Origin of the sequence: Anaeromyxobacter sp. SG64 (assembly GCF_022690745.1) — a bacterium.
In the GTDB taxonomy this organism is placed as follows: Bacteria; Myxococcota; Myxococcia; order Myxococcales; family Anaeromyxobacteraceae; genus Anaeromyxobacter; species Anaeromyxobacter soli.
Map to the genome: position 1 here is coordinate 1 of NZ_JALCZB010000064.1, position 24,949 is coordinate 24,949.

At 74.7% G+C, this 24,949-nt stretch carries 25 protein-coding genes; 15 read left to right on the forward strand and 10 right to left on the reverse strand.

The window, feature by feature from the left end:
• The first annotated feature begins 192 nt into the window (after nt 1-192).
• Nucleotides 193-1,314: a rod shape-determining protein RodA gene (gene rodA, locus MNZ29_RS16825; protein WP_242337586.1), complete on the forward strand. Its 1,122-nt coding sequence runs from the start codon at nt 193-195 to the stop codon at nt 1,312-1,314.
• A 122-nt stretch (nt 1,315-1,436) separates the two neighbouring features.
• On the opposite strand, the gene trxA is transcribed toward rodA, so the two are convergent.
• Nucleotides 1,437-1,769 (reverse strand): thioredoxin, encoded by a 333-nt coding sequence (gene trxA / locus MNZ29_RS16830; protein ID WP_242337584.1) that lies wholly within the window; start codon nt 1,767-1,769, stop codon nt 1,437-1,439.
• Nucleotides 1,770-2,165: 396 nt separating this feature from the next.
• Between trxA and MNZ29_RS16835 the strand changes: the two genes are divergently transcribed.
• From MNZ29_RS16835 to MNZ29_RS16855, 5 genes are read left to right on the forward strand one after another with little or no spacing between them, the layout of a single operon-like run.
• Nucleotides 2,166-3,017, forward strand: a complete 852-nt coding sequence (locus tag MNZ29_RS16835) for an inner membrane protein YpjD (protein ID WP_242337582.1) — start codon at nt 2,166-2,168, stop codon at nt 3,015-3,017.
• Nucleotides 3,014-4,336 carry a glutamyl-tRNA reductase gene (gene hemA / locus MNZ29_RS16840; protein ID WP_242337580.1) on the forward strand — a complete coding sequence of 441 codons (1,323 nt, stop codon included), beginning with the start codon at nt 3,014-3,016 and terminating at the stop codon, nt 4,334-4,336. The genes MNZ29_RS16835 and hemA overlap by 4 nt, the downstream gene beginning before the upstream one ends.
• A 14-nt stretch (nt 4,337-4,350) precedes the next feature.
• Complete coding sequence (gene hemC / locus MNZ29_RS16845) at nt 4,351-5,292, forward strand: hydroxymethylbilane synthase (RefSeq protein WP_242337578.1); 942 nt, start codon at nt 4,351-4,353, stop codon at nt 5,290-5,292.
• Between the two features lie 9 nt (nt 5,293-5,301).
• A complete protein-coding gene (locus MNZ29_RS16850) occupies nt 5,302-6,078 on the forward strand; it encodes a uroporphyrinogen-III synthase (RefSeq protein WP_242337576.1) in 777 nt (258 codons plus the stop codon).
• A 23-nt stretch (nt 6,079-6,101) separates the two neighbouring features.
• On the forward strand, nt 6,102-6,596 hold the full coding sequence (locus MNZ29_RS16855) for a DUF4265 domain-containing protein (RefSeq protein WP_242337574.1): 495 nt from the start codon (nt 6,102-6,104) through the stop codon (nt 6,594-6,596).
• A 53-nt stretch (nt 6,597-6,649) separates the two neighbouring features.
• On the opposite strand, the gene truD is transcribed toward MNZ29_RS16855, so the two are convergent.
• Nucleotides 6,650-8,041, reverse strand: coding sequence for a tRNA pseudouridine(13) synthase TruD (truD, locus tag MNZ29_RS16860; protein WP_242337572.1), 1,392 nt, complete (start codon nt 8,039-8,041; stop codon nt 6,650-6,652).
• Nucleotides 8,042-8,182: 141 nt separating this feature from the next.
• Here truD and MNZ29_RS25035 point away from each other — a divergent pair, with 141 nt between their 5' ends.
• Nucleotides 8,183-8,407: a twin-arginine translocase TatA/TatE family subunit gene (locus tag MNZ29_RS25035; RefSeq protein ID WP_308197070.1), complete on the forward strand. Its 225-nt coding sequence runs from the start codon at nt 8,183-8,185 to the stop codon at nt 8,405-8,407.
• Between the two features lie 53 nt (nt 8,408-8,460).
• Here MNZ29_RS25035 and MNZ29_RS16870 read toward each other — a convergent pair whose 3' ends face one another.
• Entirely contained in the window at nt 8,461-8,655 is a 195-nt protein-coding gene (locus MNZ29_RS16870; protein ID WP_242337570.1) for a hypothetical protein, read from the reverse strand.
• Between the two features lie 200 nt (nt 8,656-8,855).
• On the opposite strand from MNZ29_RS16870, the gene MNZ29_RS16875 reads away from it, so the two are divergent.
• Both MNZ29_RS16875 and MNZ29_RS16880 read left to right on the forward strand, forming a co-directional pair.
• Nucleotides 8,856-9,116, forward strand: a complete 261-nt coding sequence (locus tag MNZ29_RS16875; protein ID WP_242337568.1) for a hypothetical protein — start codon at nt 8,856-8,858, stop codon at nt 9,114-9,116.
• A gap of 63 nt (nt 9,117-9,179) precedes the next feature.
• Nucleotides 9,180-9,962, forward strand: a complete 783-nt coding sequence (locus MNZ29_RS16880; RefSeq protein WP_242337566.1) for a PHP domain-containing protein — start codon at nt 9,180-9,182, stop codon at nt 9,960-9,962.
• 95 nt (nt 9,963-10,057) lie between these two features.
• Here MNZ29_RS16880 and MNZ29_RS16885 read toward each other — a convergent pair whose 3' ends face one another.
• Both MNZ29_RS16885 and MNZ29_RS16890 read right to left on the reverse strand, forming a co-directional pair.
• Complete coding sequence (locus MNZ29_RS16885) at nt 10,058-10,750, reverse strand: hypothetical protein (protein ID WP_242337564.1); 693 nt, start codon at nt 10,748-10,750, stop codon at nt 10,058-10,060.
• Nucleotides 10,751-10,868: 118 nt separating this feature from the next.
• Nucleotides 10,869-11,054, reverse strand: coding sequence for a hypothetical protein (locus tag MNZ29_RS16890; protein ID WP_011985696.1), 186 nt, complete (start codon nt 11,052-11,054; stop codon nt 10,869-10,871).
• Nucleotides 11,055-11,214: 160 nt separating this feature from the next.
• Between MNZ29_RS16890 and MNZ29_RS16895 the strand changes: the two genes are divergently transcribed.
• The 3 genes from MNZ29_RS16895 to MNZ29_RS16905 all read left to right on the forward strand — a co-directional run bounded on the left by MNZ29_RS16895 (nt 11,215) and on the right by MNZ29_RS16905 (nt 16,149).
• The gene (locus MNZ29_RS16895; RefSeq protein WP_242337562.1) at nt 11,215-13,002 is read left to right on the forward strand and encodes an adenosylcobalamin-dependent ribonucleoside-diphosphate reductase; all 1,788 of its coding nucleotides are present in this window, start codon (nt 11,215-11,217) and stop codon (nt 13,000-13,002) included.
• Nucleotides 13,003-13,199: 197 nt separating this feature from the next.
• Nucleotides 13,200-13,853 (forward strand): response regulator transcription factor, encoded by a 654-nt coding sequence (locus tag MNZ29_RS16900; protein WP_242337561.1) that lies wholly within the window; start codon nt 13,200-13,202, stop codon nt 13,851-13,853.
• Nucleotides 13,854-14,022: 169 nt separating this feature from the next.
• Nucleotides 14,023-16,149, forward strand: coding sequence for a GAF domain-containing sensor histidine kinase (locus MNZ29_RS16905; protein ID WP_242356020.1), 2,127 nt, complete (start codon nt 14,023-14,025; stop codon nt 16,147-16,149).
• A 47-nt stretch (nt 16,150-16,196) separates the two neighbouring features.
• On the opposite strand, the gene proC is transcribed toward MNZ29_RS16905, so the two are convergent.
• From proC to MNZ29_RS16920, 3 genes are all read right to left on the reverse strand, one after another.
• On the reverse strand, nt 16,197-17,027 hold the full coding sequence (gene proC, locus MNZ29_RS16910) for a pyrroline-5-carboxylate reductase (RefSeq protein ID WP_242337557.1): 831 nt from the start codon (nt 17,025-17,027) through the stop codon (nt 16,197-16,199).
• 153 nt (nt 17,028-17,180) lie between these two features.
• A complete protein-coding gene (locus tag MNZ29_RS16915) occupies nt 17,181-18,659 on the reverse strand; it encodes an FAD-dependent oxidoreductase (RefSeq protein WP_242337555.1) in 1,479 nt (492 codons plus the stop codon).
• Nucleotides 18,656-19,948, reverse strand: coding sequence for a 2Fe-2S iron-sulfur cluster-binding protein (locus tag MNZ29_RS16920; protein ID WP_242337553.1), 1,293 nt, complete (start codon nt 19,946-19,948; stop codon nt 18,656-18,658). The genes MNZ29_RS16915 and MNZ29_RS16920 overlap by 4 nt, the downstream gene beginning before the upstream one ends.
• Nucleotides 19,949-20,055: 107 nt before the next feature.
• On the opposite strand from MNZ29_RS16920, the gene MNZ29_RS16925 reads away from it, so the two are divergent.
• Nucleotides 20,056-21,000: an alkaline phosphatase family protein gene (locus tag MNZ29_RS16925; protein ID WP_242337551.1), complete on the forward strand. Its 945-nt coding sequence runs from the start codon at nt 20,056-20,058 to the stop codon at nt 20,998-21,000.
• A 15-nt stretch (nt 21,001-21,015) separates the two neighbouring features.
• Entirely contained in the window at nt 21,016-21,861 is an 846-nt protein-coding gene (locus tag MNZ29_RS16930) for a hypothetical protein (protein WP_242337549.1), read from the forward strand.
• Between the two features lie 2 nt (nt 21,862-21,863).
• Here the strand turns inward: MNZ29_RS16930 and MNZ29_RS16935 are convergent, their stop codons facing one another.
• Both MNZ29_RS16935 and MNZ29_RS16940 read right to left on the reverse strand, forming a co-directional pair.
• Complete coding sequence (locus MNZ29_RS16935; protein ID WP_242337547.1) at nt 21,864-22,340, reverse strand: hypothetical protein; 477 nt, start codon at nt 22,338-22,340, stop codon at nt 21,864-21,866.
• Nucleotides 22,337-24,088, reverse strand: a complete 1,752-nt coding sequence (locus tag MNZ29_RS16940; RefSeq protein ID WP_242337545.1) for a TldD/PmbA family protein — start codon at nt 24,086-24,088, stop codon at nt 22,337-22,339. The genes MNZ29_RS16935 and MNZ29_RS16940 overlap by 4 nt, the downstream gene beginning before the upstream one ends.
• A 377-nt stretch (nt 24,089-24,465) precedes the next feature.
• On the opposite strand from MNZ29_RS16940, the gene MNZ29_RS16945 reads away from it, so the two are divergent.
• Nucleotides 24,466-24,949 (forward strand): hypothetical protein (locus MNZ29_RS16945; RefSeq protein WP_242356022.1); only part of this gene is annotated, 484 nt, incomplete at its 3' end.

The following is a 24,949-nucleotide window of genomic DNA, read 5'->3' on the forward strand; positions in this document are numbered from 1 at the left end:
CAGCCGAGACGGGTCCGCTCCCCGCCGCGACGCCGGCGGCGCGCACCCCGGCCCCCGTCGAGGCCACGGCCGCGCCCGCCTCCCCGAGGCCGCAACCGGCGGCGCCGGCCGCGCCCGCCCCGCGTCCGGAGGCGATCCCGAGCACCTCGCCGGCGGCGTCGCCGGGCGGGGAGAGACAGGGAGGAACCCCCGGTGGCGCCTGACGTGTCGCTCGCGGCGACCCCGCACCGCAGGCTGTTCGCGCACTTCCCCTGGCACGTCGCGTTCGTGACGCTCGCCATCTCGGCGATCGGCGTCTGGAACCTCGCCTCGGCGTCCCGCAGCGCTCACGCGCCGGTCTGGATCTCCCAGGCGGCGTGGATGGGGCTCGGGATCGTGATCGCGCTGTCCCTGACGGTCTTCGACCAGCGCACGTTCCACCGGCTCGCGTGGATCTTCTACGCGGTGGTGATCGTGCTGCTCCTGCTCGTGTACGTGAAGGGCCGCTACGTCATGGGCGCGCGGCGGTGGCTCACCATCGGGCCCGTGAACTTCCAGCCGTCGGAGCTCGCGAAGCTCTCCGTCGCGCTCGCGCTCGCGAGCTACTTCCACGCGGACGCCGACAAGCGGAAGAACGGCTACGGGCTCGCCACGCTCGTGGTGCCGTTCCTCATCATCATGGTGCCGGCGGGGCTCGTGCTGAAGCAGCCCGACCTCGGCACCGCGCTCATCGTGATGGCGGTCGGGTTCACGCAGATCCTCTTCGCGCGCGTGCGGTGGAAGACCCTGGCCCTGCTCGCCGGCGTGGCGATCGTGGGCGCCGGGCTCCTCTACCCGCACCTGAAGCCGTACCAGAAGAAGCGGGTCGAGACCTTCCTCAACCCCGAGTCCGACGTGCTCGGGGCGGGCTACCACGCGACGCAGTCGATCATCGCGGTCGGCTCGGGGCAGGCGCTCGGCAAGGGCTGGGGGCAGGGCACGCAGACGTACCTGTCGTTCCTCCCCGAGCAGCACACCGACTTCATCTTCTCGGTGTGGGCGGAGGAGCACGGGTTCCTGGGCTGCCTGCTCCTGCTCGCGCTCTACTTCGTGCTCGTGGCGAGCGCGATCGACATCTGCGGGAACGCGCGCGACCGCTTCGGCCACTTCCTCGCGGCGGGGCTCACGGGGATGATCTTCTGGCACGTCGCGATCAACATCGGGATGGTGATCGGGCTCTTGCCGGTGGTGGGCGTGACGCTGCCGCTCATGAGCTACGGCGGCTCGTCCGTCATCGCCATCTACACCGGCATCGGGCTGCTCGCGAACGTCGGCATGAGGCGGTTTGTGAATTGATCGGTCTCCGCGTCCTCGTCGCGGCTACGGAGCCGCTGGGGACCCGCGCCACCGGAGACGAGAACGCCCGCGGTCCTCGGGGGGCCGCGGGCGTCGTGTCCGGATCGGATCCGGAGCGCGCGTCAGCTGATGGCCTTCTTCAGGCTCTCCTCGAGCTTCGCCTTCGGCACGGCGCCGACGATGGTGTCCACCACGCGGCCGCCCTTGAAGACGAGGAGCGTCGGGATCGAGCGGATGCCGTACTGCTGCGGCACGTTCTGGTGCTCGTCGACGTCCATCTTGGCGACCTTCACCTTGCCCTTGTACTGCTTCGCCAGCTCCTCGACCGTGGGGGCGATCGCCTTGCAGGGCCCACACCACACGGCCCAGAAGTCGACGAGGACGGGAACGTCGCTCTTCAGGACCTCCTGCTCGAAGGTGGAGTCCTGCAGGATGACGAGATCGTTCGATGCCATGCGTTCTCCTTAACGCTCCGGTCGCCTGGGGCGCACTAATTAGCGGCTGTCCTGGATCCTGGCAAGCGCCTCGCGCGCCGTGATAGCTTCCGACCCGACCGGTCGCCGCCCGCGAGAAGCGCGCTACGTCCGCGATCGCGCCGAGGTATCCTACCCGTCCATGGCTGGGCTCCACCTCGTTCGCCGGGTCTCCCCGGACCGCCGCGCCGGCGCCCCTGCGAAGCGGACCGCGGGCCATCCCCGCTGCGGCGCGATGCCGCGGCCTGGAGGGCAGGCGGGCGGAGGCGCGCTCGGATATCCGTCCGCGCGTCACGAGGCGCAGGCATCGGCGTGGACGATCCGTGGAAGGGAGCGGGGGGGCTCACCCGTTTCCTTGGGTAGGAGAAGGCAGGCCGCATGAGCATCGTCATCCTCCGCATCGCCGCCGCGCTGTACGCCGTCGCCGCGGGCGCCTACATCGTGTTCTTCTCGCGGCCGCGCCACCGGGCCGCGGCCACCGCCGGCTTCTGGGTCCTGGCCTCGGCGTTCCTCGTGCACGCCGTCGCCATCGGCGTCGGCTGCAGCGAGTACGGCGGGGCGGAGTTCTTCGGGCTGCGCGGCGGCCTCGTCCTGCTCGTCTGGCTCCTCACCGGCGCGTACCTGTTCCTGCAGCGCTACTACAAGCTCCCCACCATCGGCGCCTTCGTGACGCCGCTCGCGCTCGTCGTGCTCCTGCCCACGCTCTTCGGGACGCCCGGCCACCCCGGCGTCGCGCCCGAGACGGTGCGGTACCCGAGCGTCACCCTGCACATCCTCTCCGCGGTGGGAGGCGTGGCGCTCTTCGCGATCGCGTTCGGGGTCGCGATCATGTACCTGCTGCAGGAGCGCGAGGTGAAGGGCAAGCGCTTCGGCGCGCTGTTCTCGCGCCTGCCCTCGCTGGACGCCCTCGATCAGATGATCCAGCGGCTCGTCCGCGCCGGCTTCGTCGTCTACACGGTCGCGCTCGTGGCCGGCACCATCACCGCCACGGCGGTGTGGAACAGCGCCTGGTCCTGGGATCCGCAGCAGGTGGTCTCGCTCGGGATCTGGATCCTCTACGGCGCGATGGTCCAGCTCCGCCACAGCGGCTGGCACGGGCGGCGGTACGCGCTCATGACCCTCGTCGGGTTCGTCATCCTGCTCTCGTCGATGGTGTCGCTGAAGATCGTCCCCGGGGTGACCCGCCACGCCGGCGACTACGGCGCGCGGGTCTCGGAGATCTCGCAGTGAGCGGGCGTGAGATCTACCTCGTCGGCCTCTCGCACAAGAGCGCGCCCATCGAGGTGCGCGAGCGGGTCGCCCTGACCGGCGATCTCCTCAAGGCGGCGCTCTGCGCGCTCAAGGGGTCGGACGGCGTCGCCGAGGCGGTCGTCGTCTCCACCTGCAACCGCGTGGAGGTCTACGTCCACGCCGACGGCATCGAGCCGGCGCGCGGCTTCTTCACCTCGCGCACGGCGGAGGCGGACGGCCACCTCTACGCAAAGATCGGCGTGGAGGCGATCCGCCACCTCTTCCGCGTCGCGGCGAGCCTCGACTCGATGGTGGTCGGCGAGCAGCAGATCCTCGGACAGGTGAAGGAGGCATACGGGCTCGCGAGCGCCGCGCAGTCGGCCGGCCCGTACATGTCGCGCCTCTGCAACCGCGCCTTCGCGACGGCCAAGCGCGTCCGGAGCGAGACCGACATCGGCCGCGGCGCGACGAGCATGTCGCAGGTCGCGGTCGAGCTCGTGGAGAAGATCTTCGGGGATCTGAAGGGCAGGACCATCCTGCTCGTCGGCGCGGGCAAGATGGGCGCGCTCTCCGCGAAGGCGCTCGCGGTGCTCGGCGCGGATCGCATCCTCGTGACGAACCGCTCGCCCGAGCGCGGCATGGCGCTCGCCCAGCAGGTCGGGGGGAGCTTCCGCGCGTGGGACGAGCTGCAGCGCCTCCTCGTCGAGGCGGACGTGGTGATCGTCTCGACCGGCGCGCCGACCTACGTCGTCACCCGCGAGATGGTGCACCAGGCGATGAAGGCGCGCCGCAGCCGCTCGATGTGCCTCATCGATCTGGCCGTGCCGCGCAACGTCGATCCGGCCTGCGCCGACCTCGGCGAGGTGTTCGCCTACGACGTGGACGACATGGAGAAGGTCGTCCAGGCCACGCAGGAGGCCCGCCGCGGCGAGGCGCTCCGCGCCGAGGCGATCGTCGAGGCGGAGGTGATGGCCTTCGCGAGGGAGCGGGACGCCCGCGCGGCGCTGCCGGTCCTCGCGCAGCTCCGGCGGCACGCGGAGCAGATCGCGCGGGCGGAGGCGGAGCGGACGCTCTCGCACCTCGGCCCGAAGCTGGACGAGAAGGGCAAGAAGAGCGTGGAGGCGATGGCGCAGGCCATCGTGAACAAGCTCCTGCACGGTCCGACGGCGCGCCTCAAGGCGGCGGCGTCGACGGGCGACGGCGACCTCCCGGGCGCCGCCGCGGAGCTGTTCGGCATCGAGAACGAGCCGGCGCGCCCGGAGAGCGCGCCGGCGGACCCCGTCGAGGGCCGCGCCGCGGCCTCGTCGGAGCGCAGCTAGGAGAGCTACCCGAGATGATCCGCATCGCGACCCGCCGCAGCCCCCTCGCCAAGTGGCAGGCCCACCACGTCTCTGACCTCCTCCGGGCGAAGGAGCCCGGCCTCGAGGTCCGCCTCCACGAGCTCGTCACGAAGGGCGACCGGATCCTCGAGGTCCCGCTCGCCGAGGTCGGTGGCAAGGGCCTCTTCGTGAAGGAGATCGAGGACGCGCTCCTGAACGGGGACGCCGAGATCGCCGTCCACTCGATGAAGGATTTGCCCGCCGTGCTGGCGCCGGGCCTCGCCATCGGCGCGGTGCCGGAGCGAGAGGACCCGCGCGACGCGCTCTGCTCGCCGCGCTACAAGACGCTCGCCGGGCTCCCCAGGGGCGCCAAGGTCGGCACCTCCAGCCTCCGTCGCGGCGCCCAGCTCAAGGCGCTCCGCCCCGACCTCCACATCGAGGTGGTCCGCGGCAACGTCGAGACCCGCCTCCGCAAGGCGAGCGAGGGGCTCGACGCGGTCGTCCTCGCGTACGCCGGGCTGCGCCGGCTGGGCCTCGCCGAGCACGCCACCTACGTCTTCCCCCCCGAGGAGATGCTCCCCGCCGTCGCCCAGGGCGCGCTCGCGCTCGAGGCGCGCGCGTCGGACGGGCCGACGATGACGCGGCTCGCCGCGCTCGACCACGCCGAGACGCGCACCCGCGTCGAGGCGGAGCGCGGGTTCCTCGCCCGCATCGAGGGCGGCTGCCAGGTGCCCATCGCCGGCCACGCCACCGTCCAGGGCGGGCGCGTCGCGATGCGCGCGCTCGTCGCGTCGCTCGACGGCACACAGGTCATCCGCGGCGAGCGGAGCGGCCCGGCGGCCGAGGCGCGCGCGCTCGGCGTCGCGCTCGCCGAGGAGCTCCTCTCGAAGGGCGCGGACGCGATCCTCCGCGAGTGCGAGGGCAAGATTCCGGGCCTCGCGGCGCCGAAGCGCTAGGCGGCTTCCGTGGCGGCCCGCCTCGACCGTCGCACCGTCGTGGTCACCCGCGGGAAGGGCGGCGAGGACGCGCTCTCCGTGCGCCTGCGCGCCCTCGGGGCGCAGGTGCGCGAGGTCCCGTCCATCGCGTTCGCGGACCCCGGCGATCCGGGGCCGCTCGACGCGGCGCTGCGCGGGCTCGGCCGGTTCGACTGGGCGGTCTTCACGAGCGCGACCGCGGTCGATCGCACCGTGGCGCGGCTCTCCGCGCTGGGCGTGGAGACGGCGGCGCTCGCGCGGCTGCGGCTCGCAGCGGTGGGGCCCGCGACCGCCGAGCGGCTCGCCCGCGCGGTGCGGGAGCCCGACCTCGTCCCCGGCGAGGCGAAGGGCGACGCGCTCGCGCGGGCGCTCGAGCCGCACGTGCGCGGGCGGCGCGTGCTCTTCCCGCGGCCGGCGGAGGGGCGGCCGGAGACCATCGCGGGGCTCCTCGCGGCGGGCGCGGAGCTCACCGCCGTCGAGGCGTACCGGACCGTGCCCGCGCCGGCGGAGGCGATCGCCCCGCTCGGCGACTGGCTCGCGCGCGGAGAGGTCGATGCCGTCGCGTTCGCCTCTCCGTCCGCCGTCCGGGCGGTCGCGAGCGCCCTCGGCGAGCGGGCGCCGCTCCTTCGCGGCGTGCTCCTCGCCGCCATCGGCCCTACCACTGCTGAGGCCCTGCGCGAGCACGGCCTCACGCCGGGCGCGGAGCCCGAGCGGTACACCGGAGCGGACCTCGCGGAGGCGGTCGCGGCGAGGCTCGGCCCCGGGTAGATCTTCGAGCCGAGGGTCTGCGCATGACGACTGAGCTGGACATCGGGGAGACCCTCATCCGCATCCGGGTGCCGCTCGAGCGGTCGGACGGCGAGGCCGGTCCTCCCGACGACTGGCTGTGGGCGGAGCCGCTCGGCGCGGGGCGGTACCGGGTGGAGAGCTGCCCGTTCTTCGCCTACGGCATCTCGCGGGACGACGTGGTCCTCGCGGCCACCGAGGGCGAGGGCGGCGGCGCGGTCGACGAGGACGCGCCCCGGCTCGACGACGTCGTCGAGAAGTGCGGCCACCGCACGCTGCGGCTCGCGCTCGATCCGGGCGCGGAGCTGTCCGACGAGGGCGTGCAGACGTTCCTCGAGCGGCTCCTCGAGCACGGTTGCACGCACGAGGCGCTGCGCCCGAAGCTGGTCGCCGTCGACGTGCCGCCCGAGGTGGACGTGGCCCGGGTCGCGGAGGTCCTGCAGGACCGCGCGAACGAGGGGCTGCTGGTCTGGGAGTGGGCGGATCCGAGGCCCTGCTGAGGGATCACGAGCGGGCGCCGCCCTCAGGAAATCCGAGGACGACGCCGCCGGCCTCAGCGCCCCTTCTTCGCGGCCGCCCGGCGCTCCTTGCGCGCCTCCTTCTCGGCGCGGCGGCGGGCGAGGAACCCCTGCTTCTCGGCGCGCGGCGCGGCCGGCGCGGCGGCGGGGGCACCGGCGCGCGGGGGCGCAGCGCGAGGCGAGGAGCTGGCGGACGGAGGCGGCGCGGCGCCGGCCGCCGCGGTCCGCGCGACGCGCGGCTCACCCGGGCGCTTCGGCGCGAGGGTCCAGTGGAAGAGCCGCTTCACGACGAGCGTCGCGTAGGCGCCCGGCGGCAGCGTGAACGCCACGTTCACCCGCAGGCGACCGCGGTTCAGCTCGTCCCGCTTCGCCTCGCCGACGGCGAGCCGGCCGGGGAACACCAGGATCGGGCGCTCCTCGGGGTCGAAGTGGATCTCGGGCGTGCCGGGCACGGCGAGATCCGCGAGCGTCTGGCCCTCGCGGCGGAGCACCGAGAGCGCGGCGCTCTCCACGGCCGGATCCGAGAACTTCGTCCCCGGGCCGAGGAGCGGGAAGCTCCGCTCGTGCAGCAGCCGCGCCTGCGCGGCGTCGAGCTCGCGCGGGAACAGGAGCGAGCCCGCCTGGTAGCGGATGGACACGAGGCGCTGAATCCCGACGACGTCCTTCAGGTACTGCTTCACGCCCTCGTTCCACAGCCAGCTCTGGTAGGCGAACACCTGGAGCGCGCGCCAGCGCGGCTCGGTCCGCAGGAGCGCGCCCCGGTAGTCGCTGGGGTTCTTGCGCAACCACCGCACGACCGCCTCGTAGCGCTCGGCGCCGGGGTAGGGGTTCCTGCGATCCCACTCGCCCCAGTGCTCCTTCCAGAACCCCTTCACCCGCGCGTCGTCGGAGGCGTCGAGCTCGCTCGGGTGCGCGAGGACGTTCCGGAGCGCGAGCTCGAAGTCACCGCGCATGAGGTCCTTCACGATGAAGCCCTGGCCGTGCTTCAGCGCGCCGAACCGCTGCGAGTCGAAGTAGTTCACGACCCCCAGGCGGCGGACCTCCGCGATGGAGGCCGTGAGGCGGGCGACGTCGTCCTCGGAGAGATCGCGGACGGTCACGGCGAAGCGGTTCGAGGTCGTGTTCTCCGCGGAGATCGCCTCGCGGGACCGCCCGAGCGGCTTCAGGCGGAGATCGGGATCCTGCAGCTCGATCTCGCGGCGGTGGATCGCGATGAGCTGGGTGGTGCGCCCCTGCTTGTCCTTGAGGCCGCAGAAGCTCACGGCCGCGCGGGGGATCTTGAACTGCTTGCAGATGCGCTCGACCGCGTCGAACGTGGAGAGCTTCTGCTTGTCCATCAGGTAGACGTAGTGCGAGCCCTTCGGGTCCTCGTCGAAGCGCCACGACTCGGAGACCTGGAAGTCCTCCGGCTTCTGCTTGAGCTTCATGCGCGCTCCCTACCACGGAACGACCGCCGGGGCGCGGTGCGGGGGGTGGCGCCGCTCCCCTGGCCGGGTGTATGGACCCCGTCCGACCCCGTGCGGCGTGCGCCCGTGGGGCCCGGGGGCGGGTCGATCTCGGAGGTCCGAATGGGCATGGGAGAGCTTCTCGTCGTCCTCTTCATCGTGGTGCTCTTCTTCGGCGCGAGCCGCTTGCCCGCGCTCGGGGAGGGGCTCGGCAAGGCGCTGCGCAGCCTGAAGGGTGCGGTGAGCGGGGAGGGGGTCTCGGGGGGCGGAGAGAAGGCCCGAAAGGTCCCTCCGCGCGAGCTCGGTCCGGGCAGCAGCGAGGGTGAGACCGGAGGGGACGAGCGCTAGTCGAGCGGAGCGCGGCGCGGGAGCACGTCCGGGCGATCCCGGGAAGCGGCCGGCTAGGCCGTCTTCTGCCGGAAGAACAGGACGATCGACAGACAGTGGAACTCGTCGTCGCTCGACTGCGTGACCACGCGGTCCACGACCTCGAGGTCGGCGTTCGAGCGCATCCAGCGCGTGACGGTCTCGCCGAGCTCCTCGCGTTCCTTGGCCTTGGTCGCGGAGAAGACCTTCACCCCGGTGAACTGCTGCATCGCGCTCTCCCCTGTCTCTGACGCCTCGCCCCTTTGCGGCGCGACCGACCCGAAAAAGTATTGCCGACGCATTTTGCACTGTCAAACCTGCGACGCCGATAACACTCGATGTCTCCTCGCGGTTTTTGGGGTCCGCGCCCCCGCCGCGGCTTTTGCTCGGCGGTTTCGGCGTCCCTAGGTTCAGGCCGAGCGGAGGGGTCATGCGGCCGAAGAAGGGCTTCGCGGTCGAGTTCATCAACCGGATCCGGACGATGGATCCCTCGGAGCTGAACGCACTCATCGTGCGTGAGGCGGGGGAGGACCTCGCCCAGTTCTTCCTGTCCTACAGCGCGAGCCTCATCTCCCGTGATCCCGAGAAGGTCCTCGAGAACACCTCGAGCCTCATGTTGATGGGCTATCTCATCCGCGCGGCCGAGGACCGTCGCGAGCACCGCCACGAGCAGGCGGTCGCCCTCGCCTGATCCTTCTCAAGCTCCCGCGCCCCGTGCTAAGCACGCGACGGCCCAGCAGAGGCCGGGGGCGCCATGCTCATCGATCTCCACGTCCACAGCCATCACTCCCGCGGCGGCACGCTCGCGCCGCGCGATGCGCTCCGCCGCGCGAAGGAGGCCGGGCTCGACGGGGTGGCGTTCACGGACCTGAACACGCTCGACGGCCTCGACGAGATCCGCGCCGCGGGCCGGGACGAGGGCCTGCTCGCGCTCGTGGGCGTCGAGGTCTCGACGGATCGCGGCCACTACCTCTGCTTCTTCCCCGATCCGTCGAAGGTCCCGGCGCCGCCGCAGGCGTTCGGGTCCGCGACCCCGTGGCCGGTGCGCGACGTGCTCGCGAAGGTGCGGGCGCTCGGCGGCGTGGCGGTGGCGGCGCACCCCTACGACAAGACGATCGACCGGCCGAGCGGGGACTTCATCTTCACGCTCGAGGGGCTCGCCGCGATCGAGGGCTTGAACGCGCGCGTCACGGCCGCGGCGAACGACCTCGCGGTCGAGGCCGCGGACCACATGACCCTGCCGTGCACCGGCGCGTCCGGCGCGCACGCCTCGCTCGACGAGATCGGGAAGGCCGCGACGCTGTTCCGTGACCCGGTGACGAGCGAGGCCGACCTCGTGGCGCAGCTCAAGGCCGGGACGGTCTTCTGCGTCGCGATGGGCGTCACGCCGCAGCCCGCGTCAGCGGGCGACCGTCGCGAGCGGCGCGACGACCGCGGCGGGCATGGCCACCGGGGCGGTCATGGCGGAGGTCACGGCGGGCGCCGCGAAGGCGGCGGGAACCGCGGCGGCCATCGCGACCGCGGCGGGCGCCGGTAGAGAGCCCCACCGCAGGCCGGATCCGTACTGCCTCCGTACGCCGAGCAGCGGAGCGACGAGTCCGCCCGGCGCAGGCCGGGATCGTGCGCCGTACGCTAGCGCTCCCAGCGGACCAGTCGATCGTCCTGCAAGAACGCGCGGCGCTTGCCGCCCGCCCACGACCACTCTTCCGTCCCCGCGGGCCGGTCGATGCGCTTCCGCTCCGGGAGGCCCCACGCCATCTCCAGCGCGCGCGGGCTCATGCCCTCGGCGGGCTCCTTCTTGAGGATCGCGGCGCGCTGGTCCGGGGGGAGGCCCCGGAAGAACGAGGAGGGATCCTCGACGGAGAGGATCTGCTCGACCTCGGCGCGGACGTCGGCGTAGCTCGCGGCGGTCTGCGGGAGGACCACGACGAGCGGCCGCGACTCGCCGGCCGCCTCGACGTAGACCCACGGGCTGTATCGCGGCGTCATCACCACGCGGCGCGCGATGAGCCAGCCGGTCGGGAACTCCACCTCGCGCAGCCGGACCGCCGTCCCGGGCGGGAGGATCCGCTCGGGCGTGGGCGGGGCGATCGGCGTGCCGCCGGTCGTCTCGATCATGTCGAGCTCGGCCGGCGACTGATCGGTGAGCAGCATCTTGGACCGGTCGCCCCAGAACGGCGCGACGTAGGCGGCGACGCGCAGGTAGCGCTGCTGCCCGTCGAGCTCCTGGTGGACGCGGGTTCGCTCGGTGTCGGGGATGGCCGCGTGCGGCGCGCAGGCCGCGAGGGCGAGGAGGGCGGGGACGAGGAGGGGAGCGCGTCGCATGCACCATTCTTCGCAGAGCCCCGCCCCGCGCACAAGCGAGGCTCCGTCGGCGCTCGAGGTGCCGCGAGGCCGATCGGGTCGGCGCGGCCGGAGAGCGGGGCCGCGCGCTCGCACCCGTCTACTTCCGCTCGGCGTTCTTCCCTTCCTCGATGAGCTCGCGGACGCGCTGCCCGCCCTTGTGACCCAGCTCCGAGTAGCCCTTCGAGCCGAGCTGCTCCTTGCGCGCCTCGCCTCCGAGGCGGCCTGCCTCGCGTACCGTCATGTTGCCGCTCGCGCGGCGCTGTCCCTTGTCCCGGTCCGGCATGTGCGACTCCCTGTCCTCCTGAGGATGGGCCAAAGCTGAGGGTGGGCCCTCTGCGGGGCAAGGGCGCGCGCGCATAAGCTTCTCCCGCCGACGCACCGGGCGCGCCGGCGGGCGCTCCTCGGGGCGGCGCAGGCGGTCGCTCACCGTTACGCTTCAGGCCATGGCGCGGCTGAGCGACAACGCCCTTCACGTCCTGGAACGCCGCTACCTCCTGCGCGACGAGCACGGCGCCGTGGTCGAGACGCCGGAGGCCCTGTTCCGGCGCGTCGCCCGGGCGGTCGCCGCGGCGGAGCCGCCCGGCGAGCGCGATCGAGCCGCCGAGCGGTTCGAGGCACGCATGACGGGGCTCGAGTTCCTGCCCAACTCGCCGACCCTGATGAACGCGGGCCGGACGCACGGCCAGCTCGCCGCCTGCTTCGTGCTGCCCGTGGAGGACGACCTCGCAGCGATCTTCGACGCGCTCAAGTGGGCGGCCCTCATCCACCAGTCCGGCGGAGGCACCGGCTTCGCGTTCTCGCGGCTGCGGCCGCGCGGCGACGTGGTGAAGACCACGCACGGCGTCGCGAGCGGTCCGGTCTCGTTCATGCGCGTCTACGACGCCGCGACCGAGATCATCAAGCAGGGCGGCGTGCGGCGCGGGGCGAACATGGCGGTCCTCTCCGCCGCGCATCCGGACGTCGTCGAGTTCGTGGACGCGAAGCGCGGCCACGGCCTCGAGAACTTCAACCTCTCCGTCGCCGCGCCCGACACGCTGTTCCACGCCGCGTCGCGCGGCGAGCCGTGGCCGCTCCGCCATCCGAGGAGCGGGGCGGTGGTGCGGACGATCGACGCGCGGGCGCTGCTCGACAGGATCGCGGAGGCGGCGTGGGCGTCGGGCGAGCCGGGCCTCCTCTTCCTCGACCGCGTCGAGGCGGCGAACCCGACCCCCGACCTGGGACACTTCGAGGCGGTGAACCCGTGCGGCGAGCAGCCGCTGCTGCCCTTCGAGGCGTGCACGCTCGGCTCCGTGAACCTCGGCCGCTTCGAGCGGGGCGGCCGCGTGGACTGGGACGCGCTCGCCGCGTGCGTGCGGGACGGCGTGCGCTTCCTCGACGACGTGCTCGACGTGAACGTCTGGCCGCTGCCGCAGATCGCGGAGATCTCGCACCGCAACCGGAAGGTCGGGCTCGGCGTGATGGGCTGGGCGGATCTGCTCGTCCGCCTCGGGACGCCCTACGACGCGCCCGAGGCGCTCGCGCTCGCCGACGAGGTCATGGGCTTCGTGCAGCGCGAGGCCCACGCCGCGAGCGAGGAGCTCGCGCGCGAGCGCGGCCCGTTCCCTGGCTTCCCCTCGAGCGCGCTCGCGCGGGACGGCCGCCCGCCGCGCCGGAACGCGACCGTCACGACGATCGCGCCGACCGGCACGCTCGCGCTCATCGCGGGCTGCTCCTCCGGCATCGAGCCGCTCTTCGCGCTCGCCTACGTCCGCCGGGCGCTCGACGACTCCGAGCTCCGCGAGGAGCACCCCCTCGTCGCGCGGGCCCTCCACGAGGCCGGCGCCGGCGCGGCGATCTCCTCGGTGCGCGCGGCGGGACGCGCGCGCGGGATCGTGGGCGTGCCGGACGCGGTCGCGCGGCTCTTCGCCACCGCCTACGACGTCTCGCCCGAGGCGCACGTCCGGATGCAGGCGGCCTTCCAGCGCCGCACCGACAACGGCGTCTCGAAGACCATCAACCTGCCCCGCGACGCCGTCGTCGGCGACGTGGCGCGCGCGTATGCGCTCGCGTTCGAGCTCGGCTGCAAGGGGATCACCGTCTACCGCGACGGCTCGCGCGAGCAGCAGGTGCTCACGAGCGGCGCCACGCGGAACGGCGAGGAGTGTCCGCAGTGCGCGTCCGCCCTCACCCGGGCCGGCGGCTGCATGACGTGCGGTCACTGCGGCTGGGCGAGCTGCGAGACGACCGAGTGAGGTGAGCCGTGCCTCGCTGCCGCGCCCGGGCCATCCGGGGCCGGCGGTCGTTCCGGGCGGGGCGCGGGAGGGGAGCCCTCGCTCGCATACGCGTCCTGCGCGGACGCGTCACGTCGTCACGGGAGTGGTAGGGGCCTTCCACCGACATTACAGACAGTGCCGGACGTCGGGAGAAGTCGCCGTCAGGGAGGTCCCCGATGAGAGCGATCGTCGCGGATGATCACGAGGTGGTGCGGCGGGGCGTGCGTGCCCTCGTCGAGTCGCACCCCGGCTGGACGGTGTGCGGCGAGGCCTCGAACGGACGGGACGCCGTCCGGCTCGCTCAGGAGCTCCGCCCGGACGTCGTGGTGCTCGACGTCACCATGCCCGACCTGAACGGGCTCGAGGCGACGCGCGAGATCCGCTCGACGGTGCCCGGCACCGAGATCGTCCTCCTCACGGTGCACGACTCGGATCAGCTGCTCGATCAGGCGCTCAGCGCCGGCGCCCGCGGCTACGTCCTCAAGGAGGACGCCGCCCGTCACCTCGTGGACGCCATCGACGCGCTGTCCCGCCACACCCCGTACCTCACGGCGCGCGGGGCGGAGCGCCCGGCCGCCGTTCCGGCCGCGGAGGCGGGCCGGAACGCCGCCGTGTCGCGCGGAGGCCGCGTCACCTCCCTCACGCAGCGCGAGCGCGAGGTGCTCCGGCTGCTCGCGCAGGGCGAGTCGAACCGCGAGGTCGGCGAGCAGCTCTCCATCAGCGCGAAGACGGTCGAGACCCACCGGGCGAACGTCATGCGGAAGCTCGGCGCGAGCTCGATCGTGGACCTCGTCCATTACGCCATCCGCAACGGCATCGTCGTGCCGTGACGTGACCGCGCGGCCTGCGGAGAGCCTCGGGGGCCGCGGTCGCGAAGCCGCAGGCGACGGCGCGCGCCAGTCCCCGGCTTGCCGCCGAGGCGTCCCGTGGGGGCGGGCGGCGATCGTGCGCAGACGGCTCCGGAGGGGGCGCGCGTCGCGGATGGGGCCTGCGTAGACGATGGCGACGCGCTCCGACACCGACCCAGCGTCGACCGGCGCCGAGCGGCGGGCCGACCCGATCGCGTCGGCGGCCGAGCAGCTCCTCGCGGTGGGCGCCGCGGAGCTCGACGCCGCGGTGGACGCAGTCCTCCGGCACGCGGTCCTGCACGTGGGCGCGGAGCGCGGGGCCGTCGTCCTCCTGGGCCGCGAGCAGAGCCTGGCGCTCGAGCGGTCCTGGGCGGCCCCCGGCGTGCCGCCGGTCCGGGAGCAGCTCGACGCGCCCTGGGTCCGCGCCGAGATCCAGGCGGGCAGGGTGGTCGCGCTGTCGTCCACGGACGATCTCCCGTCCTCGGCGGAGGCGGAGCGGCGGATCGCCCGGAAGAGCGGCATCCGCTCGGCGCTGTTCGTGCCCCTCGTGTGCGCGGGGCACCCGGTCCTCGGGTGGGCGGGGTTCGTCACGCTCTCGCGGCCGCGCCCCTGGGCGGCGGGGGTCATCGAGGACGCCCGCCGGCTCGCGACGCTCCTCGCCGCCGCGCTCCTGCGGCTCCGCGCCGAGCGCGAGCGCGACGAGCAGGCCCGGCTGCAGGCCCTCGCGCTCGAGGTCTCGTCGGGCTTCATGGACCTGCCTCCCGAGCGCGTCGTGGAGGGCGTCGTCGGGGCGCTGCGGCACACCGCGCGCGCGCTCGAGGCGGATCGCGGGTCCGCGTGGCTCCTGGAGGACGAGGGCGGCGTCGTGATGCGCCTGCTCGCGTCCTGGCCGCCGGACGCCGGGCTCCCGGAGCGCGGCGCGCGGGACGAGAAGCCCTGGCTCGGCGCGATCCTCGAGCGTCACCTCCGCGAGCACCGGCCGTACGCGCTGCACACGATAGACGAGCTCCCGCCGACCGCCGAGGCGGATCGCCAGCGCCTGCGCGCGCTCGACGCCGAGGCGCTCGCGGCCATCCCGCTCCGCGCCGGCGATCGCGCGCTCGGCTGGCTCGCCTTCTCGTGCCGGCGGCCCCACGCGTGGTCGGCGCACGCGCTCGCGAACACCCTCATCGTCGGGGACGTGGTCGGCGGCGCGATCGCGAGGGCTCGCGACGCCGAGCGGATGCGCGCGAGCGAGCTCGGCGCGCTTGCGTCGCGGGACCTCCTCCAGTCGACGATCGACGCGCTGTCGGCGCACGTCGCGATCACCGACGCGGAGGGGACCGTCCTCGCGGTGAACGCCGCCTGGCGGCGCTTCGCGGACGAGAACGGGCTCGCGATGCCGCGCCACGGGCTGGGCGCGAGCTACGTCGCCGAGTGCGAGGCCGCGGCCGCGAACGGCTGCGCGGAGGCCGCGGCCGTGAACGGCGCCATCGGCGCCCTCGCCGCCGGCCGGCTCGACGACTACCGCGTCGAGTACGCGTGCCATGGCGCGCAGCGGCCGCGCTGGTTCCAGCTCCGCATCACGCGCTTCGGAACGCCCAGCGCGACCCGGCTCGTGTTCGCGCACGAGGAGGTCACGGAGCTCAAGCAGTCCGAGGAGCGGCTCCACGCGCTCACCGGCCAGATCCTGCACGTGCAGGACGGCGAGCGGCGGCGCATGGCGCGCGACCTGCACGACGGGGTCGCCCAGCAGGTGTTCGCGATGTCGCTCGAGCTCGCCCGGGCGCGCGGACGCGCCGAGGACCCCGAGGTCCTCCGATCGCTGCAGGAGTGCGAGGCCCTGTGCCGGATGGTGCTCCAGGACCTGCGCACCGTCGCGCACGTGCTCCACCCGCCGATGCTCGACGTGGTCGGGCTCGTGCCGGCGCTCGACTGGTTCGTCCGCGGCTTCGCGGCCCGCAGCGGGATCGACGTGGCGTTCCGGTCCGAGGGCGTCGAGCGGCTCGCCCCCGAGACGGAGCTCGCGCTGTTCCGGGTGGTGCAGGAGGCGCTCGCGAACGTCCAGCGCCACTCGGGGAGCCCGTCCGCCCAGGTGTCGCTGACGCAGGGGGAGGGCGAGGTGGTGCTCGTGATCCGCGATCAGGGCCGGGGCATCCAGCTCGGCCCCGGCGCGCTCGTCGGCGTGGGCGTGGGAGGGATGCGCGAGCGGATCCGCCAGCTCGGCGGCACGCTGCGGATCGTGGGCGGGGCGGAGGGGACCGAGATCCGCGCCACGGTGCCCGCGCGCGTTCCCTGATCGAGGGCGCCCGCTTCGCGTCGCGAATCTCGAATCGCGCCGGCCCCTCAATCCCCGCGCACGGCCCGCTCGCCCAGCTCGCGCGAGCGCCGCGTCGCGGCCTCGACCGCCGCGATGAGCGCGGCGCGCAGCCCGCCCTGCTCGAGCACGTGCACGCCCGCGATGGCCGTCCCGCCCGGGCTCGTCACCTGGTCCTTCAGGCGGCCCGGGTGCTCGCCCGTCTCGAGCACCAGCTTCGCGGAGCCGAGCACGGTCTGGGCGGCGAGCGCCATCGCCACGGAGCGGGCGAGCCCGACCTTCACCCCGCCGTCGGCGAGCGCCTCGATGACGAGGAACAGGAACGCCGGTCCCGAGCCGGAGAGGCCGGTCACGGCGTCGAGGAGCGGCTCCTCGACGACGACCGTCGTACCGACGGACTGGAAGAGCGCGCGGGCCTGCTCGAGGTCGGCGTCGGTGGCGTGCGCCCCGCGCGCGAGCGCGCTCGCGCCGGCGCCCACGAGGGCGGGCGTGTTGGGCATCGTCCGGACGATGCGGACGCCGGCGCCGAGCTTGCGGGCGATCGCCGCGATCGAGACGCCGGCGGCGATCGAGATCACGAGCTTGCGGTGATCCACCGCCGGCGCGATCTCGTCGAGGAGCTGCTCCATCGTCTGCGGCTTGACGGAGAGGACGACGATGTCCGCCTGCTCGGTCGCCTCGAGGTTCGAGGCGACCGTCGTGACGCCGTAGCGCTTCGCGATCTCGTCGCGCCGCTCCGAACGGAGCTCGGCGCACAGGATCTCGGCGGCGGTCGCCGTCCCCGCGCGGAGGAGCCCCTTCACGAACGCCTCGGCCATGTTTCCGGTGCCGAGGAACGCGATCTTCTTCCCGAGTGCCATCGGGGAAGCCTAGACGACCCGGCGGGATTCGTGAACAGCCAACGAGCGAAGCGCCTCCGGGTGGGCGTCGCGCGCTCGAGACCGCGCGTTCCCGGGCCCGGCCAGAGGGGTGAGGCGCCGGCCGTGCGCGCGAGGGCTGCTCCATGGAGCGCGCTACCCGATGATGAAGTCCTCCTTCGCCACCGGGCCCCGCGTGAACCGGTCGAGCGTGAACTGCTCGAAGATCTCGTGCTTGCCCTTGCCGGTGAGCCAGTCCGCGTACAGCTCCGCGACGGCCGGCGCCATCATGAACCCGTGGCCGACGAACCCGGAGAGCTGGTGGAAGTTCTCGAACCCGGCCGGGCCGAGCACCGGGTTGTTGTCGGGCGTGACGTCGTAGCAGCCCGCCCACTGCCTGAGGACCCGCGTCCCGGCGAGCACCGGGATGCAGTCGATCGCGGCGCGCGCGAACCGCGCGAGGAAACGGAGCGTCGACCCCTGCACGACGCCCTCCGGCTCCAGCGGATCGCCCATGCCGCCCACGAGCTCGCCGCGCTGGGACTGCGAGAAGTAGAGGCCGTTCCCGAGGACCGACACGAGCGGATCGAGCCACGGCTTCATCGGCTCCGTGACCAGGATCTCGTGGCGCGTGGGGCGGTTCGGGAGCGCCACGCCCGCGAGCGCGGCCACCTCCTTCGACCAGGCCCCGGCGGCGACCACCACGAGATCGCAGGCCACGCGGCCGCGGTCCGTCACGACGGCGGTGACCCGCCGCTCGGCCGTCTCGAAGCCGGTGACCCTCGTGAAGGTCGCGATGCGCGCGCCGGCCGCCTCCGCCTGGCCGGCGTAGCCCCACAGGAACGGCCAGGGGAAGACCACCCCGTCGTCGGGGTTGTACGAGGCCGCGAGGAAGCGCGACGGATCGAGCTCCGGCACCACCTCGAGCGCCTGCGCCCGGTCGATGACGCGGGTGCGCAGCCCCTCCTCGCGGTGGAGCTCGGCGTTGCGCTCGATGCGCTCCACCTGCTCCGGCGTGGGGGCGAGGAACAGGTACCCGCCGCGCCGGAACCAGACGTTCACGCCCATGTCCACCGCGAAGCGGTCGCAGAGCTCGAGCGAGCGGCGCGCGAGGCGGATCATCGTGGGGGTCGTCCACTGCGCGCGGACCCCGCCGCCGTTCCGGCCCGAGGCACCCGCGTTGAGGTAGGCGCGCTCCAGCACGAGCACGTCCTTCGTGCCGCGCCGGGTGAGCTCGTAGGCGAGGGCGAGGCCCATGATGCCCCCGCCGACGATGACGACGTCGGCGCGCGCGGGCAGCGGCGCGAGCTCGGCGGCGGGCGTTCGCGCCTCGGCCGGGTGGACGGGCACGCCGTCGTCGATGGGGAGGTCGGCCGGCTCGATCGCCGCGAGCGCGCCGAGCGGCGCCGGCCGGTAGGGCGGCCGCACCGTGAAGGGCAGCACCTCGGCCGGCGTGGCGCCGAGCCGGAGCAGCTCGCGGGCGACGAGGGCGACGCAGCTCTTCCCCTGGCAGGGCCCGGTGCCGAGCCCCGTGTAGCGCTTCACCGACTCGAGATCGCGGTTGCCGGCCTCGAAGGCGCGCCGGACCTCGTCGAGGAGCACGTCCTCGCAGCTGCACACGAAGGTCTTCGTCATCGCGCGGCCTCCCCCGCCCGCCGGCCCGCCTCGGCCGCGCGCGCGCCGTCCATCGTCCCCGTCACCTCGCCCGCCGCGAAGAGCCCGTCGACGCCGGTCCGCCCGTCGGCGGCCACGCGCAGGGCGAACACGCCCGTGGTCGCGTCGAGCACGAGCTCCGCGCCGAGCTCGCGCGCGAGCTCGGTCGCCGGCGCGGGAGGGGTGGCCACGGCGACGACGTCGACCGGGATCCGCTCGCCCGCGAGCTCGAGCGCGCGCACGCGCGCGCGGCCGAGGACCCGCCCGCCCTCCGCGCTCCGCAGCCGGCGGACCTCCATCCCGGCCGCGGCGAGCCGGGCCGTGAGCGCCTCCGGCTCCGCCCCCTCGCCGAGCACGATCGCGCGCCGGCCCGGGACGACCCCGTGCTCCGCGAGAGCCACCGCGAGGCCGCGGCCCCCGTACACGCCCGGTCGATCGCCGTCGGCGATGGCGGGCGGCTGGGGGTGGCCGCCCGCCGCGACCACGATGCGTCCGGGCCGCACGAGGCGGAGCCGCCGCGGCGGCCCGTCGGCGTCGAGCGCGGCGAGGGGGCTGCCGCCGTCGCGCCAGAGCCCGAGCACCGCGGTGCGCAGCGCGACCTCGCCCCCGGCCGCCGTCACCCGGGCGACCACCCGCGCCGCCCAGGCGAGGTCCGGCTCTCCCCGCAGGCCGTAGCGACAGCGGAGCCGTCCGCCCACCGCGGGCTCGGCGTCGGCGACGAGCACCCGGCGGCCCAGCTCCGCGAGGGCCTCGGCGGCGGCGAGCCCCGCGGGGCCGGCGCCCACGACGAGCGCGTCGAAGCGCTCCTCCGAGGCCGGCGCGGAGCGCTCGGCCGGGAGCGCCTCGACGTCGGGCAGCGTGCCGAGGCCCGCGAGCCGGCGCGAGAACGCCACCGCGGCGTGGTTCGCGATCCCGCTCCAGGTCATGAGGTGGTGGTGATCGAGGCCGTGCGGGTAGACGAGGTCGATCGCGCCGAGCAGGTCGTGCTGGGCCGTCGGCAGCGCGTTCTGCGTCTGCACCGTGAGTCCCTGCTGGCACGGCGTCCGGCAGGCCCGCTGGTTCGGGAGCCCGCCGGCGCGGACGAGGCAGGAGCCGCACGAGCCGGTGAGGCAGAAGGCGCCGCGCGGGCGGTGGTACTTGGCGCTGCGCGACACGAGGGGGCGCCCGTGGGCGAGGAGCGCGGCGGCGACGGGCTCGCCCCGCCGCGCGGGGATGGGCTCGCCGTCGAAGAAGATGGTGCAGTCGGGATCGAAGGTCGGGAGGCGGGGCATGGGGTCCTGGCTCGGGCGCGCGGAGAATAGCGCCGAGGCGGCCCGGCGTCTCGCCCGCGCACCGTGCCCGAAGGTGCCCTGTGGCGCGTCCGCGCGCCGCCCGGGTTATGACACACCGCGTGGCGGTCCTCTTCGTCTTCGTCGACGGCGTCGGCGCCGGGCTCCCGGACCCGGACCGGAACCCGCTCGCCCGCGCCGACCTGCTGCTGTCGCGCTTCGCGGACGGCACCGGGACGCCGCTCCCGGCCGGCGGGCGTGCCGTCCTCGCCGACGCGTGCCTCGGCGTCCCCGGTCGCCCCCAGTCGGCGACGGGGCAGACGGCGATCCTGACCGGCGAGAACGCGCCGGCGGCGGTGGGTCGTCACGTGCTCGGCTTTCCGAACGCGCCGCTCCGCGAGCTCCTCCGCGCGCGCTCGCTGTTCCGCGCGCTCGCCGCCGCGGGGCGCACCGCGGTGTTCGCGAACGCGTACCCGGTCGCCTACCTGCGCGCCCTGGGCCTCGAGGCGGACGGCGAGCCGGAGCTCGCGCTCGGGCGTCGCCGCCCGCGCGCCGCGGCGACGACGATCGCGTACGCGGCGGGGGGCTTCCGCTTCCGGACGTGGGCCGACGCGCGCGCGGGGCGGGCGCTCACCCACGACCTCACCGGGCGCCGCGCGCGAGCTCACGGCGCGGACGTGCCCGAGCGCGCGCCCGAGGAGGCGGCGGGGATCCTCGGCGCGCTGGCCGCGGGCGCGGATCTCGCGCTCGTCGAGTTCTTCGAGACCGACGAGGCCGGCCACGCGCGGTCCATGCCCGCCGCCCTCGACGCCTTGCAGCGCGTCGACGCCTTCCTCCGCGCGCTCGTCGCCGCGCTCGGGCCGGACGACGCGCTCGTCGTCGCGAGCGACCACGGCAACGTGGAGGATCTGTCCATCCGCAACCACACCCGCGCGCCGGTCCCCGTGCTCGGGTTCGGCCGCGCCGCGGCCGCGCTCGACGCCGTGCGGGACCTCACCGACCTCGCACCGCTCCTCCTCGGCCTCGCCGGGGCGCTTGCGCCGCCCGCACGCTGAACGGTAGAGGAGGGCGTGCCCCGCGTCGCGCTCGCCGCCGCGCTCGCGCTCCTCGCCGCGTGCGCTCCGCGCGCGCCCCGCGACGGGGCCGGCGCCGAGCGCGCCCTCGACGTCTCCGCCGGCGGGGCGCGCTTCCGCATCGTGTTCGGCCCGGAGGACGCCGGCGAGGCCCGGCGCGTCGCGGACGCGCTCGCCCTCGCGGCGCCGCGCGCGCAGCGCTTCGGGGCGCTCGCCGTCCCGGTGACCATCACCCTCCACCCCAGCCACGCGGCGCTCGAGCGCGCCGCGTCGCGGCCGGGCTACCCCTGGCTGAGGGCCTGGGCGCGCTACGCCACGATCGAGCTGCAGTCCCCGCGCACGTGGGGAGGGCTCGGCGGGCTCGTCGGCGCGCGCCGCGGCCGGGTCGCCGAGCTCCTCGCGCACGAGCTCGCCCACTGCGCGATGTGGCAGCGCGCGGGCGACGCGCAGACCTGGCTCTACAAGGGCATCCCGCGCTGGTTCACCGAGGGGCTCGCGAGCGTCGCGGCGGGGCAGGAGCGGCGCCACGCGGCTCTCGCGGACCTCGCGCGCTTCTACGACGGCGCGGCGCCCTCCGCGGCAGGGGGCGCTGGCGGCCCGGATCCGCTCTCCGAGTCGGAGGCGCTGTACCTCCGCCAGGCGGAGCTCGTCTACGGCGCCGCGCACCACGCGTTCGGATTCCTCGTCGCGCGCTACGGCGACGCGCGCGTGCGGGCCGTGCTCGACGGGATGGGCGCGGGGCTCTCGTTCGCGTCCGCCTTCCGCGCCGCCGTCGGCCTCGAGCCCGAGGCGTTCGAGGCGGAGTTCCGGCGCTACGTCGCGTGGCGCGGCTTCGAGCGCTGAGCTCAGGCCCGGCGCACGACGCTCGCGACCAGCCACAGCCTGTCGCCGTAGGCGCGCTCCGCGCAGAGCCAGAGCCGCACCGGCTCGCCGGCCACCTGGAGGGCCGCGCCCGACTCGGGGCCCCACACCCACTCGCGCGCCTCGGCGCCCCCGCCGCTGCGGGGCGGGCCGGCCTCGGCGCCCAGCAGCGCGAGGGACACACGCACCGGGTCCGCCGGCTCGGCGCCGACGACCTCCATGAGCGTCACGAGCCCCTCGCGATCCGCCTCGAGGTGGGCGACGGCGGCGAGCTCGCCGTCCTTCCGGAAGCAGACGTCCGGCTCGGAGAGATCGATGTTGAGGAGGCGGCGCCGCTCGGCGTCGAGCCCGATGGGCGTCGCGTAGGGCGTCCAGCCCGCGCGGAGGAACGCGTCGAGGGCGCCGCGGCGCGGCTGGAGGAGGACGGAGTCGAGCGTGGGGACGGGGAGGGGCAGGCTCACGGCGCCACCCCCGGACTGCGCGGGGAGGCGCCCGAGGGGGCCTCGGACCAAGGCGCGGGCAGGATCGGGCTCCGCTCGCTCGCGCGGGCCACCCGCTGCAGCTCGATCTCGCCGACGAGCGCGGCAGGGGCCACGGTCGACACCGGCACGTAGCCGCTCTCCGCGCCGCAGTAGCCGTTGAACACCTTCACCTCGCGTGTCGTCGCCATCACCTTGTTCACGCTGGTGAGCGGCGTCCCGACGAGCTCCACGCCGCGCACGAGCACCTCCTCGCCGGTCCTCGCGTCCACCCGGTAGACGAGCCGCGGGGTCCCCTTGAACGCCTGGTAACCGTAGGACATCGTGTTCGTGTCGCCTCCCGTGACGTCGCGGATGACGAGCCCGTAGGGCTTCCCCTGGCGGCGGGCCTCCTTCATGAGCAGGCGCTTCAGCTCGTCGTGCGACACCGTCCGCCGCGACTCGACGACGAGGTTCGCCATCCGCGCGGTGGGGCTCCGCCCGCCCTGGCTGCGGCCGTGGCCGTTCGAGCGCTCGAACGGGCGCACCGGCTTTCGCGAGAGCAGGTAGGTCACGAGCCGGCCGTCCTTCACGAGCACCGTGCGCTGCGCGGCGACGCCCTGATCGTCGAACGCGTAGCTGCCGTTGAGCGCCGTGCCGGCGGCGCTCTCCAGCGTCGGGTCGTCCACGATCGAGAGGAAGGCGGGGAGGATCTGCTGCCCCACCTGCCCCTTGAACGTCTGACCCTCCTTGTCGTCGTCGACGCGCTCACCCTCCAGCCGGTGTCCGACCACCTCGTGGAAGAGCACGCCCGCCGCCTCGGGCTCGAGGATCGCGGGCCCGGTGTACGGATCGATGGCCGGCGCCTTGCGCAGGGCCTCGAGCTCCGCGGCGACGGCGTCGACGGCCTCCCGGACCTCGCCCTCCGATGGGAGCGCGGCCTCCGTGCGCGCGTAGAAGTCGCGCCCGTCCTCGAGGAGCTGGCCGTCCGGCGCGCGGGTCACCGCCTGCAGGTGGACGAGGTAGAGCGTCCGCTCCGTGACGAGGGCGGACCCCTCGCTCGAGGCGAACCAGCGGACCTGCCTCTCCGCGGTGATCCGGAGGGAGGCGTCGAAGATCGCGGGGTGCGCCCGGAAGCGCGCCGTGGCCTCGCGCGCGAGCGCCTTCCAGCGCTCGCGGTCGAGGGGGAAGGGCAGGGGAGCGTCGACGTGGCGCGAGGCCGCCTCGCGCGTGAAGCTCGGGGCGCGCGCGGGATCGTCCTGCCGGTACACCTGGCGCGAGCGCTTCTTGAAGTACGACGACAGCGCCTCCTTGAGCTTCTCGTCGGTCGCGAGCCACAGCGCGTTGCGCAGCGCCGTGGTGTCGCCGTCGAGCGGCGCCTCCTTCGGCGCGTACCAGCTCGGCCCCTCGCCCATGACGAGGAACGGCCCCTCGTCCGGCGCGGACGAGTCGAGCTCGTAAGAGCCGACGCGCAGATCGACGAACAGGTTGCGGTCGCGACGCGCGTCGTCCTCGAAGAGCGCTCCGAAGCGCGCGCTGATCTGGTGGCGCGCCACGTCCGTCACCTGGTAGCCGATGAAGTACGGCGCGTCGTAGCCCTCGATCCGCAGCCGCTCCATCGAGCGGGAGAGCTCCGCCTGCATGGCGCCGAGGATGGCCAGCCGCTCGTCGGCGACCGCCTGCGCGGGCGGGTGAGGGGGGGCGGGTGCGGCGGCGACCGCGAGGGCGGCGGCGAGGGCGGCGGCGAGCATCGCCCGTGACTTAGCACGGGGCCCCGGGCGGCGCGGGCTCGGATCGTCCTCCGGGGCGGCCGCGGCTCGGCGGCCGGCCGGGCGAGCTTTCGCCCCGTCCCCCACCGCGCGTGCGTTCGCCTGGCGGTGCACGGCTCCGGAGTCCCGCGAAGCGTGCAGACGCGCGCGAGCGGAGCCGCGCGGTGCCGCTCGTGCCCCGCCCTGTTCACCGGTTGGGAAATCCGTTTCTCCCTCCGCTCGCCGAGCTCGCGGCCGGCGCGTCGCCGGGGGGGAGGCGCGCGCTGGCAAGACCGTTGCTATCTCGTTTCGGTGGGTCCGGGGTGCCGGGCGCGGGGTCCTGAAGGCGGACGGGGAGGCGGGGCGTGAGAGCGGTGGCGGTGGGACTTCTGATCGAGGAACAGCGGGGCGAGATCGCGTCGGCTTGGCGGGGGACGGTCGAGCACGAGCTCGGCGGAGAGCCGGCGATCGGGTTCGCGGTGGGGCCGCTGCTGCGGGAGATGGCGCTCGCCCTCCGGGGCGACGCCCCGCCGTCCCGCGCGCGCTCCATGGAGGACGGGCTGCAGCGCTGCGCAGTGCTCGTCCGCTCGGGCGCCCAGGGGGCGCGCGTCGCGCGGGAGTTCAAGCTCCTGCACCGCGCCGTCTGGGACACGCTCCGCGCCTCGGGGCGAATCATCGCGGCGGACGAGCGCCGCGCGGTCGACGAGTGGCTCGACGAGGCGCTCGCGGCGTCGCTCGAGCGCCTGGATCGCGTCCGCGCGCGGGTCGAGCTCCTGGAGCGCGCGCCGTCGGCCAGCCCGGTGGCCCGGCCGGCGCCCGCCCTCCAGCGGCCTCCGCCGCTGCCCTCGGCGCGCGCGCGGCAGG